The 10,730-nt window shown below is 70.0% G+C and carries 11 protein-coding genes; 8 read left to right on the top strand and 3 right to left on the bottom strand.

The features are described from left to right. The first annotated feature begins 348 nt into the window (after positions 1 to 348). Positions 349 to 1,164 (top strand): hypothetical protein, encoded by an 816-nt coding sequence (locus tag O3X23_RS39745; RefSeq protein WP_269278808.1) that lies wholly within the window; start codon positions 349 to 351, stop codon positions 1,162 to 1,164. Between the two features lie 14 nt (positions 1,165 to 1,178). Here the strand turns inward: O3X23_RS39745 and O3X23_RS39740 are convergent, their stop codons facing one another. Next, a complete protein-coding gene (locus tag O3X23_RS39740) occupies positions 1,179 to 1,748 on the bottom strand; it encodes a hypothetical protein (protein ID WP_269278806.1) in 570 nt (189 codons plus the stop codon). 50 nt (positions 1,749 to 1,798) lie between these two features. Here O3X23_RS39740 and O3X23_RS39735 point away from each other — a divergent pair, with 50 nt between their 5' ends. The 4 genes from O3X23_RS39735 to O3X23_RS39720 all read left to right on the top strand — a co-directional run bounded on the left by O3X23_RS39735 (position 1,799) and on the right by O3X23_RS39720 (position 6,617). Further along, the gene (locus tag O3X23_RS39735; protein ID WP_269278804.1) at positions 1,799 to 4,264 is read left to right on the top strand and encodes a DEAD/DEAH box helicase; all 2,466 of its coding nucleotides are present in this window, start codon (positions 1,799 to 1,801) and stop codon (positions 4,262 to 4,264) included. A gap of 123 nt (positions 4,265 to 4,387) precedes the next feature. After that, the gene (locus O3X23_RS39730; protein WP_269278802.1) at positions 4,388 to 5,335 is read left to right on the top strand and encodes a hypothetical protein; all 948 of its coding nucleotides are present in this window, start codon (positions 4,388 to 4,390) and stop codon (positions 5,333 to 5,335) included. 71 nt (positions 5,336 to 5,406) lie between these two features. After that, positions 5,407 to 5,694 (top strand): hypothetical protein, encoded by a 288-nt coding sequence (locus tag O3X23_RS39725; protein WP_269278799.1) that lies wholly within the window; start codon positions 5,407 to 5,409, stop codon positions 5,692 to 5,694. 701 nt (positions 5,695 to 6,395) lie between these two features. Then, positions 6,396 to 6,617, top strand: a complete 222-nt coding sequence (locus tag O3X23_RS39720) for a hypothetical protein (RefSeq protein WP_269278795.1) — start codon at positions 6,396 to 6,398, stop codon at positions 6,615 to 6,617. Between the two features lie 477 nt (positions 6,618 to 7,094). On the opposite strand, the gene O3X23_RS39715 is transcribed toward O3X23_RS39720, so the two are convergent. Beyond that, positions 7,095 to 7,703: a DUF6292 family protein gene (locus tag O3X23_RS39715; RefSeq protein WP_269278791.1), complete on the bottom strand. Its 609-nt coding sequence runs from the start codon at positions 7,701 to 7,703 to the stop codon at positions 7,095 to 7,097. Positions 7,704 to 7,739: 36 nt separating this feature from the next. After that, positions 7,740 to 7,895, bottom strand: a complete 156-nt coding sequence (locus O3X23_RS39710; RefSeq protein WP_269278787.1) for a hypothetical protein — start codon at positions 7,893 to 7,895, stop codon at positions 7,740 to 7,742. Positions 7,896 to 8,376: 481 nt separating this feature from the next. Between O3X23_RS39710 and O3X23_RS39705 the strand changes: the two genes are divergently transcribed. Genes O3X23_RS39705 through O3X23_RS39695 form a run of 3 tightly spaced genes read left to right on the top strand, consistent with a single transcriptional unit; the run spans position 8,377 to position 10,729 of the window. After that, positions 8,377 to 9,249 (top strand): hypothetical protein, encoded by an 873-nt coding sequence (locus O3X23_RS39705; protein WP_269278784.1) that lies wholly within the window; start codon positions 8,377 to 8,379, stop codon positions 9,247 to 9,249. Further along, positions 9,246 to 9,626: a hypothetical protein gene (locus O3X23_RS39700; RefSeq protein ID WP_269278782.1), complete on the top strand. Its 381-nt coding sequence runs from the start codon at positions 9,246 to 9,248 to the stop codon at positions 9,624 to 9,626. The genes O3X23_RS39705 and O3X23_RS39700 overlap by 4 nt, the downstream gene beginning before the upstream one ends. Next, positions 9,623 to 10,729, top strand: a complete 1,107-nt coding sequence (locus O3X23_RS39695; protein ID WP_269278779.1) for a conjugal transfer protein — start codon at positions 9,623 to 9,625, stop codon at positions 10,727 to 10,729. The genes O3X23_RS39700 and O3X23_RS39695 overlap by 4 nt, the downstream gene beginning before the upstream one ends. The last annotated feature ends 1 nt before the right edge of the window (position 10,730 follow it).

The raw sequence follows: 10,730 nt of genomic DNA, 5'->3' as shown, positions 1-10,730 counted from the left end.
CCTCTGCTTCGCTGTGGAGTTGCTGGATGGGGAGTGTGCGAGCGGCCTTCGGCCTTGGATGGTGGGGTGGGGCGGGCTTCGCCCGTTTGGGGGCGGGAGGGTGGGGGCGCTTCGCGCCTGGGGGTCGGATGGACTCGGGGCGTCAGGACGGGGTGGTCGCTCGTTCGGGTGGTCCGCAACGGCGGTTCTGCCGTTCCGCTGCATCTAACATAGCACTCCGCTAGACTCTGAGATAAGGGAAGGGTCCAAGGAAGCCACTCAGGGCCGCACAATTGCCCCGGATATCGAGTGAACAATTCTCGGGTACGGCACCCGGAAAGTCATACGGAGAGCACGGAGGGAAATGTGATGGACGAGGGTTCGGGCGGCATTGACTTCGCGCGGGCGCTGATTCAGCGGCGGGCTCAGAGGAAGAGTCCGGCGGAGATCGGGCAGCTCCTGAGCGAGGCCCGGGACTGGGAGCGGCAGGCGGGACGGACGCAGGAGTCCGGCTTCCAGGCCGCGCACCAGGCCGCTGAGTGGAAGCGGATCGCCGACCTGGTCCGGGTCCAGGAGTGGCCGGCCTACGACCTGGCCCTCGATGAGCAGGCGCAGGCATGGACCGCGCAGCGTGAGGCCCGGCTCCAGGAGCAGCGGGAGCGGGCGGAGCGGTTGCGGCGTGAGCGCGTGGAGCGGGCGCAGGAGCGGGAGCTGTACGTGCGGCTGCCTGGCCCGGTGGCACAGCGGCTAGAGACGCTGGGGCGGGAGTTGGGGGTAGGTCCGGAGCGGGTGCTGGCGGTCCTGGCCGAGCACGTCCAGGCCAGCGATGGGGGCCTACTCCGTGTCCCCGCGGTGCCGGTGGCGGGGGGAACAACACCTGGGGCGGATGACCTGGGGCGGTTGGAGAGGTTCGTCCGGGAGACGGTGCTGCCGCGCACCCACCCGAATACCTCGAAGCGGCGGCAGGTGCTGGAGGCCCTGGGCGAGGCTGGCGGGCTGTGCACGGCGCAGAAAGTGGAGTTGTCGACCGGCGACATCGTCCTGTGCACCCGCGAGGCCGGTCACTACAACCCGGACGACAAGCCGTCCGGGGCAGACTGGAGCCCGGACGGTTGGCACCGGTGCAACTCGTCCGTCTGGGACGACTCCATCTCGTACTCGCGCCCGCACACTGCCGGTCGATGACCATGGTGCGAGGTTCATGGGCGGAGCCCATCGGCGAAGGCGTGGAAGTCGCCCGGGAGTTCTGCCTCACACCAGTAGTTAGTGCCCCGGCGCCTGCCGGTCTCGCTGGTCACCCGCCATACGGGCAGATCCTCGCAGGGGTGCGCAGCGCGCCCGGGCGCGAAGGTGCTCGCGCAGATCTGGTGGCCTGGGAAGGCGGCCTGGCCCGGGTCGAGCGGCCACCCGTGCGGGCAGTACGACAGCCGCATGGCGTAGCGCTTGCGCACGAAGCCCGGCACCACGTCCCCGGACCACTGGGTGGTGGTGATGTCCAGTGCCTGGAGCAGCTCGGGGCGAAAACGGACCGCTGGGCCGGGGACCAGCCGTCCCTGCTCGCCCAGGGCCCGTACTGCCTGGGCGAGCGTCTGCGCCGTCGGGTCGTTCGGGCAGCGGCCGCGCAGCTCCTGGAAGTGGGGGGCAGCGAGCATCTCCGGCAGCGTCGCCCCGGCGGGGTTGTCGGCGAGCCAGTGACAGAGCAGCGCGATGGAGGACGCAACCGCCCCGCTCTGCCCAGCCATGGGATATCCGGTAATCGCGGAACTCATGACAGGACTCTAGCGGTTTCGCGGGAATTCGGAAAAGGAGAGTTGACGCCATGATGAAAAGGCTGAAGAAACTTCGTCCGCACCAGGAAGAGGCGTGCGATTCGTCCGTACGACTTCTGACGCTCCCGGCGTCCGGGATCGTGCCGCTGGGAGGGCTGCGGTGCCAGATCCGGGCCGCGACGGGTTCGGGCAAGAGTCTGACGGCCGTTCATGTGGCCTCCCGGCTCTACTCGGAGCGCACCCTGGTCCTGGTGCCCTCGCTGCCGCTGCTGGAGCAGACGGTGAAGGTCTGGCAGCAGGAGGGGCACGGCGGGCGGATGTTCGGGCTCTGCGGATTCAAGGCCGGCGAACGGCCACCGGGCATCGACTGCACCACCGACGCGGCGATGCTGGTCCAGTGGACGAAGGGGTCGGGCAAGGTCACCGTCTTCGCCACCTACTCCAGCCTCGGACTCGGACACCTGGAGAAGGCACACGAGCTGGGCCTGCCTTCCTGGAACCTCGCCATCGTGGACGAGGCCCACCGTGTCTCTGGCCAGGCAGGACGTCCCTGGGCGGCGATCCTGGACAACAGCAGGATCCCCTGCGACAGGCGTCTGTTCATGACCGCCACCCCGCGCCTGTGGTCAATCAAGGACAGCGACAAGGACCGTGCCGCCGCGGCCGGGATGGCCTCCGCTGAGCTGATCGCCAGCATGGACGATGAGGAACTGTTCGGACCTATCGCCCATGACTATCCGCTCGGGAAGGCGATTTCCGATGGCGTAATTGCCCCTTACCGCATTGTCTGTGTTGATTTGTCTGACCCGGTGTTGCACGGTATGGAGCAGCGGGGGGTGGATGAGCGGTCGGTGGAGTACCGCGGGGCGAGGTTGGCGGCGTTGCAGACGGCGGTGCTGACGGCGTGTGCGGAGTGGGACCTGCGCCGGACGCTGTCGTTCCATCACCTGGTGGCGGAGGCCCGGGCGCTGAGCACCGGGCTGCGGGCGGTTGCCCGGGTGCTGTGGGAGCAGAATCCGGCGCTGCACGCGCGGCCTGAGGCTGTCGGCACTGCGTGGTTGGAGGCGGAGCACAAGACCTGGGAGCGGCGCGAGGTGCTGGAGACTCTGGCCTCGCTGGTGGAGCCGGACGGCAGTGTGCTGGAGCGGTACATCCTGTCGTCGGTGAAGACCTTGAGCGAAGGGGTCGACACGTTCGCGTGCGACTCGGTCTACTTCGCTGACGTGCGTGGGAGCATGGTTGACCTGGTCCAGGCGGTAGGGCGCGCTCTGCGGATGCAGCCCGGTAGCGGCAAGATCGCCACCATCGTGGTCCCGATCATTTTGGGGGCCGGTGAGACCGGTGGCGAGCTGCTGACCTCCCGCGCCTACGCCGGACTTTCGAAGATTTTGATGGCTCTTCGTTCGCACGATGCTGCTGCCATTGAACGGTTGGCGATGCCGCAGTCCGAGTCGCGGCCCGCCAGGGAGCCGGGTGCCGGCGCCGAGGCATCCGCGCGCGGGGAGCAGCAGTTGCTGCAGTTCTCCACCCAGCGTGACCCCGCCGTCATCGCGGCGTTCGTCCGTACCCGGGTGATGGAGCCTGAGCGGGCGGAGTTCCGGCGCGGCTTGGACGAGCTCATGACCTACAAGCGGTCCTTCGGCGACGTCCGCGTCCCCTACGCCTACCGCGCCCCGTCCGGCCACCGGCTCGGGGCCTGGGTGGCGGATCAGCGTCGGTACAAGGCCGCCGACGTCCTGGACGACGAACGCCTGGCGCTGCTGGACGGGCTCGGGTTCGTGTGGTCCGTGTTCGACACAGCTTTTACCGACAACCTCACCGCGGTGGCCGGCTACGCCGCCGAACACGGCCACGCCTGCCCGCCCGCAGAGGCGGTGTTCAACGGTCGCCCGGTCGGGGTCATCCTGAAGAACGCCAGGACGGCTCAGCGGCGTGCTGAAGCGTTGCAGCGCCGTGCGGAGGCCGGGGAGGAGGGCCTGGACTGGACCGGGGCGCTGGCCCCGGACCGCAAGGCCGCCCTGGACGCCATCGACCCGGCCTGGTGCCCGGTGGGCTGGTCGCTGGAATGGCAGCGAAGCTTCACCCTGGCCCGCCGTCACGTCCAGGCCGGGGGCGTCCTGCTGGGCGCGGAGCCGGGCAGCGTCGCCGCCCAGGGCGAGGACCTCGCCGGATGGGCTCGGGTCCAGCAGCTCGGCTGGGACAAGATCGGACCCGCGCAGCAGTGGATGCTGGAGCACGTCCTCGGACTCGTGCCGCTGGCGCCGGAGGAGCGGCCCAAGGGGAAGGTCCCGCACACGGAGAAGGAACGCCGCAACCTTCTCGCGGCGGCCCAGTACCGGGAGCGAGAGGGCCACATCAATGCCCCCCGCAGCCACAAAGAGCCCGTCGTCCTGGACGACGGCACCACCGAACTGGTCGGACTGGGCGTCTTCCTGGCCAACAGCAAGCGCAGGAAGGGCGCCATCCCCCCGGAGCGGGCAGCCCGGCTGACCGAGCTGGGCATGCGCTGGGAATAGTTGGTGGCGGCGGCCGGGGGTACTGGGTGCCCCCGGCCGCCGCTGCTTTCCGAGCCGCCGACCGTACGCGGCCACCTGCACACCGTCCCGGACTGAGCCCCGAAGAACGCTGGAGAACACGCGATGACGAAGAGGTTCGACAACGCCGCGCTGGTCCTGGGAGCAGCGCCGGGGCGGGCGGCGGCGCTGTGCCGGTTCGTCGGCCACCCCGACGCCGCCGACAGCTTGGCCACCCTGGAGGTGGTCCAGGCCGTCCTGGACTTCGCGGAGCAGCTGCCCGATGTGGACGACGTCGGGGAGTTCATGGGGCTGTGGTACCTGGCCCACAGCTGGGGCCACCCGGTCACCGACGTCCCCGGGCTACGCATCGAACTGCCCGAGGTGAGCCTGGCCAACACGGCAGTAGCCGGCCACCTCCAGGGCCTGCTGGAGAATCTGGCACCGGAGCAGCTGCGGGAGCTGGGCATCGCGCTGTCGATCAGCCAGGACATGGTCGCCCTGGTGCTGGAACTGATGGAGACGACCGAGAGCCCCCGCGAGTTCAAGGTGACGTCGATGCACCAGATGCACGTCGAGACCGCGCTGAACGACGACCGGATCGGGGACCACGTCGACGCGCTACTGCTGGACGCCCCCGGCGAGTGGCCGGCACCGCAGCGGGCCGCGCTGGTGCTGGCTCTGGTGTGGGACGTCGCCGACCTGGTCGCCCAGATCGCGCAGTTGTCCGTGCTGAAGTCGCTGCCCACCCCGCTGCTGTGGCAGCACCTCGGCGCCGACCACGCCTGCACCAGCACCCGCGTGCCGGACACCGACCTGCTGGCCTGGGCCCGGATCGAGCCGGAGGAGGTCGAGGGCCGACCGCTGTGGAGCCAGGCCCGGCAGCCGGAGCGGTTCCACTGGTCGGTCGGCTGGACCGACTCCGAGGGGCAGCGGCTCTGGTTCAAGGGCGGGCGCACCGGCAGCCTGGCCGCTGCCCGCTGGAATGCCGAGCGCGTCGCCCAGGCGCTGCTGGCCAACCGGCACCGGGTGACCAGTCCGCAGAACGGCGACCCGCTGATCGTGCCCGCCTGAATCAGTGAGCCCGAGGGGCGTGACGCCAGAGCCATAGGCTGATCGACTATCAACCGGAGGAGCGTCACACCATGGAACCGACCCTCGACAGGCCCGCCCCGCAGGTCACCGCCGCGCACCTTCGTACCCTGCTGGACTCCTCCGCTCAACGCCCGGTCCTCTACATCAGCTACGGCGAGGACACCGAAGCCGAGCTGGACGTGTGGGCCGCAGGACTGGTCCACGAGGCCGACATCGTCCTGACCCGCGCGACCGCCGTCGACCTGCTCGGCGAGGAGCCCAACAGCCAGGCCATCGCCGCATCCCTGCCGAAGATCCAGGAAGCCGTGGACCAGATGATCTCAGTCCACGGCCTGTGAAGCCGATCTACTGAACGGTCGGCACGTGAGCCGCAGCAGCGGCGGTTGCAGCGCCCGGTTACCCGGGCGGCGGGGTAACCGTTGTGCGGGTAATCGGTGCAGCGGTTACCCGCTGGGCGCTCCAGCGCCGGTACCCCTGAGGGTGCCGCCGTGCTCGGGGCACACAGCCCCGGCACGGCGCAGCGGCCGGGATGGTCGACGGTGTTCTGCAGGGCCTGGGCGTAGAGCGCGACCGTGGTCGTCTCGGTGGTCACCCGCCCGATTCTCCCCGCCCGCCGGCGGGCGCCGCAGGCGAACGGGGAGCCGGCGGTCCGGGGTGGACGTCCCCCGCGCAGTCACGCTCTGTTCACTCAGCTGGGGCGTCGCGCTCGATCTCCAGTGTCACGCTCGAATCGCCAAGACCTCCTCCGGAGGGACTTTCCCAGCTGTAACTCGGGACATAAAGGACCGAGATTCGGAAGGCGTGACACTTTTCCCAGGGAGCGTGACAGGGGGCGTGACAGTAACGCTCCGTCAGCATGGACGCCGTCAACCGGCTCACCTGCGGCTGGCAGCGGTGCTGCGGCGGACCGCTGACCCACGTGGCGGGGCGGCCCGGGCGCTGGACGCGAGGGAGGTCCTGGCGGCGGCGCAGCGGTGCACGTGGGCCTTGACCAGCCCGGACAACTTCTTATCCCGAGGCGTCGGACGAGATCCTGACCGTGGCGCTGAGCGCCGTACGCGAGGACGAACAGGATGGCTACGCGCAGCGCCTGGAGGCATTCGCCGAACGGCACCGCGAGCGCCTGGAGGAGCTGGTGCGCGCGTACGGGCCGGGCAGTAGGCCAGCCGAGTACGGCCGCTACCTGTTGGTCAGTCAGCCCGAGAGCCTGATCATCTGCGAACGGATGGAGAGCGCCCCGTTGCTCCTGCGCGGCCGATGAGCCCTGGATGGGCCCGGCCGGCGCTGACGGACAGGAGCAGCAGGGCAGGAAGTAGGAATGGATGTATTGGCTCCTGTGCTGAGCACTGCTCGCCCGGCGGGGAGGGAACCAGATTCCTCTCCCGGGTATACCGGGAAGAGGTGTCAATCCGGGAAGGCCGGTTGCACTCACCCGGTGACCTGCGCAGACGCCGGGCCGCCGAGACAGGCGGCGAAACCTGCCGCGAAACCCCGTACGAAACCTCCTACGAAACCTCCTACGAAACCTCCTACGAAACCTGCCGCGAAACCTGCCGCGAAACCAGCTGGTGGCCCTGGTCGGCGGCGTTGCACCACCTTGACTGGCCCCGTCGTGGCTGCCGTTGCCACAGCCCACGGGTGATGGGTACTCCTGAATTGAAGCGCTCGCGTGCGATTCAGAGTCGAGCCGGTCGCGGAGCGGCGAGGCGCATTCAGCTAGCAGGAGGCCAGCGTGTCCTCATCCTGCGGAGGACTTGGGCCGCTTGGAGCCCTTGCGTCCGTCACAAGGTGCTTCGAGCAGTTCGGCCCGCTCCGGCCGCGGGCCGCTGCCGAGGTAGCGGATCCCTTCCCCTTCGGGTGCCGTTCCGGATTCCTTGCCGAGCGGGTGGCGTCGGCTGTTGGCCGTTCGCCACCCGTAGCGCTCGTCCCAGACCAGCGCGGGTGCGGGCTGATCCGCGGTGAGCGGGACAGCGGCCGCCAGGTGCTCGCCGGGCAGCTGCTGTACCTCGACCTCGATCGGCTCCGCAGCGCCGGCCTCGGCCAGCGCATCAGCGATGTGCTGCAGGTACGGGTGTGTCTGGCGGGCGCGCTGCTCGTCCGCCGCGCCCGTCAGCGCGCGCCGGCGGGCGACTACCGGGTAGCCGAGCTGTTCGGTTGCTTCCTCGGCGGTGAGCCGCAGTTCGGCCTCGAGGAGGTCGGCGATGCGCCGGCCGCGCAGTTGCGCCAGGCCGCTCATGGCGGTGGTCAAGGCGACCTTCAGCTCGTCGACGACCGCGGCCGCGGTGACGGCCGGGTCCGCGTCGAGCAGCTCGGCGATGCGCGGCAGGATCTCTTCGCGCGGGACCATGTCGCCGCTGCCCTTGGGTCGGCCGGAGGTGGGCGGCTAGCCCTTGCCCGGGCGTGCGGTCTTGAAGGCGCGGACCACGCTGCGCGGCCAGTGCTCCGTGCCTTCCTCGCCTGCCTTGCTCGCTGGGATCCGGACGACGTGCTCGGCCAGCTTCGGATCATGCTTGTACTTGTTCCAGCTGGCCGGTGACACCCCCAGCTCGGCTGCTGGAGGCAGAGCTCGTTCGGGTCGGCGCCACATCCCTCGCAGCCGCGGGTGGCGGCGTCGATGAGCGGCTGGACGTAGACGAGGACTCCCCCGGCATGGGTCAACGGGACCAGGTCGTCGGCGGTAATGACGACAGGGCGTGCGGGGTGTGGCCCGTGGCGTGCACGCGGATGCCGGCCCTGGACGTCAACGACTCATTCTTCGTTCCGCAGCAGAGCCCCAAGCAGAGCCCCAAGCAGAGCCCGTTCCATAGGCCCCAGCGGCAGCGGTGGGCGCCCCGTTCTGGAGCGCCACCCCCCTGCCCGTCGAGCCGAGTGCAACCGCTTGCCCGGTTGCACTCGGCTCGTCCGTGCGGGTGATTTCAAAAGTGCAACCGCTTGACCTGCAAAAACGGCGATTTTTGCAAGGAAGAGTGCAAGGGGTGGTGAGGAGAGTTCACGGCACGTAGACCGAAAGGGGCCGTGCCGTGACCAGCCACATCGTCGACTCCGTCGACCATCTGAACGCCGAGTGGTCGGTACTGTCCGCCGATTCCTCAAAGGCGGCGGCGGTGGCCGGCTGGCTCGTCGAAGCAGGTGTCTTCACGCCCGACGAGGCGCCGACTGACCTCCGCACGCTGCTGAAGGAGCTGAACCTCCGCGACTGCGTTCTCGGACGCGACCACACCGATTGGTGGATGGGCGCCCTGCTGCAGCACGCAATCGGCCCCGGTGAGACAGGGCGGTTGGCAGCTCGGGTGGTCCTGCAGGCGATGTTGCCCGCAGCGGTCAAAACTGCGCGCCGGATGCAGAAATTCGACCGCCCCTACGCCGAGGTCACCCACATCGTTGTCGCGTCATTGTTCGAAGTGGTGCGGCACTATCCGCTGCACCGAAGGCCGGTCAAGATCGCAGCGAATCTGCTGATGGACACCGTGCGGATCTCCTGCCGGGAGCTGCGGTGGGACGGGCCGTGGCTCCCGGGCAGCAGCCATGCGCCGCTGAACGACGCGCGCAATCTGAGCGAGGACACCGACCAGGAACCGGAGGAGTGGGCGCTGCGCAGCGAGTTGGCTGCGGCTGCAGCGGCCAGCGGCCTGCCGGGGCTGGAGTGCACCGCTGAGGACTTGGTCGGGTCCCGTCGCGACGTGGTCGATCTGCTGTTGTGGGCGCTGTCGGAGCGGGTCGTGGGTCCCGGCGGCGTCGCCGCCATCAGCGACCAATACCAGGGCTCGGTGGTGCCGGACGAGCTGGCGGCCCGACGGGCGGGCGTGCGCCCTGCGGCATGGCGCCAACGCCGCTCGCGCGCGGTGAGCCAGTTGCGGCAGTCGGCAGGGATCTGGCTGGAGCAGACCGCATGAGCACCGGGCTGCCGCAGGACGGCGGCCGGGACGTGCAGACGTCTGGTGGCGGATTAGCCGACGCCAGGACACATCACACAGGAGAGGCGGCCGAGGTGGCTACAGGGTCGGAACAAGATCGGGACGGGAAGCAGGGCGTGCCGACGGAACAGGAACGGCAGCTGGTGGCAGCCCGCAAGCTCGCGACGCGGGCAGCGGTGGCGCTGGTGCGCGAGCCGTTCGCGCCGGACACGGTCACCGCGGTGCAGGCGTATTTGGCTGATGCGACACAGGCGCTGGCTTCGTACGCGCAGTTGCAGATGCTGCCGTCCGAGGTTGTGCGGGCGCGGATCGCGGACCTGACGCGGGGCGGCCGGGACGGGGAGGCCTGCTCATGAGCCGGCGGTGGCGGCGCAGCGAGCGCGTGGTCGACCCGGAGTGGGCCGATGAGGGAGTAGTTGGGGAGGCCGAGTGGGACACGTCGCCGGTCGTCGGCGGCTGGTCGATGACCAGCGGTGCAGCCGCAAATCGGGCCGCGCTGGCAAGGTGGGCCGCCTGGGCGGTGATCGTGGCCGGTCCGCTGCTCGGTGTCGGGGCGCTGTTGGCCATTCCCGCATCGGCCGGCAGCACCGTGCCCTCGGCAGCGGTGCAGCCCAGTGCGCCGGCTCCGGCGGTGGGCCCGGCGGGATTCGCTGAACTTTTCGTCACGCAGTACGTGTCCGCCGGCGAGGGCGACCAGTCGGCGTTGGCAGCCTTTTGGCCCGGTGCCCGGTCGGTGACGTTCGAAGGGGCGCCGGGCCGACGGCAGGTGACCCAGATCGCGACGGTGCGGACGATTCCGCTGGGTGGCGGCCTGTGGTCGGTGACCGTCGGAGCGCGGGTGATCGAGCCCGATGCGCACCCGACCTCCACCTCGGCCGCCGCTGGCCCACGGGCTGCGGCGGGTCCCGGGGTGCGGTACTTCCAGGTCGCTCTCGCCTCCAGTGGGGAGGCGGCGGCCGGGGTTCCCTTCGGCTACATCGCGCTGGCCGCACCGGCTGAGGTCGCCGCTCCCGGGCAGGTGGCAGCTCCGCAGCTGGAGTACGGGGTGATGCAAGCCGCGGCTGCCAGTGATGTGCGAGTGCAGACCGTCGGCCAGTTCCTGACCGCCTATTTGGCTGGCGGTGACCTGACGCGGTTCCTCACGCCGGGGGTGCAGATGACGGGCATCACCCCGGCCCCGTACACCGCGGTAGCGGTCGACCAGATCGCCGCCGCTGGCCTGGGATCCGATGCCGACTCGGCCGGATCACAAGTACCGGCCGACGGCACCCGGCAGGACGTGCTGGTGACAGTCCGGGCCACCGGCGGCGACGGCACCCGAACCCCGCTGTCTTACGCACTGAGCCTGACCGCACGGGCCGGCCGCTGGGAAATCACCGCCCTGGACGCGGCCCCCGTCCCCGCACTGGATCTGACCACCCCACCGACCGCCACGAGCCCCTCCACCTCGGCGCGCTGAC

The organism is Streptomyces sp. H39-S7 (genome assembly GCF_027158205.1).
Classification (GTDB): Bacteria; Actinomycetota; Actinomycetes; order Streptomycetales; family Streptomycetaceae; genus Actinacidiphila.
Note: the sequence above shows the minus strand (reverse complement) of the source record. Positions and strands in the feature narration are given on the sequence as shown.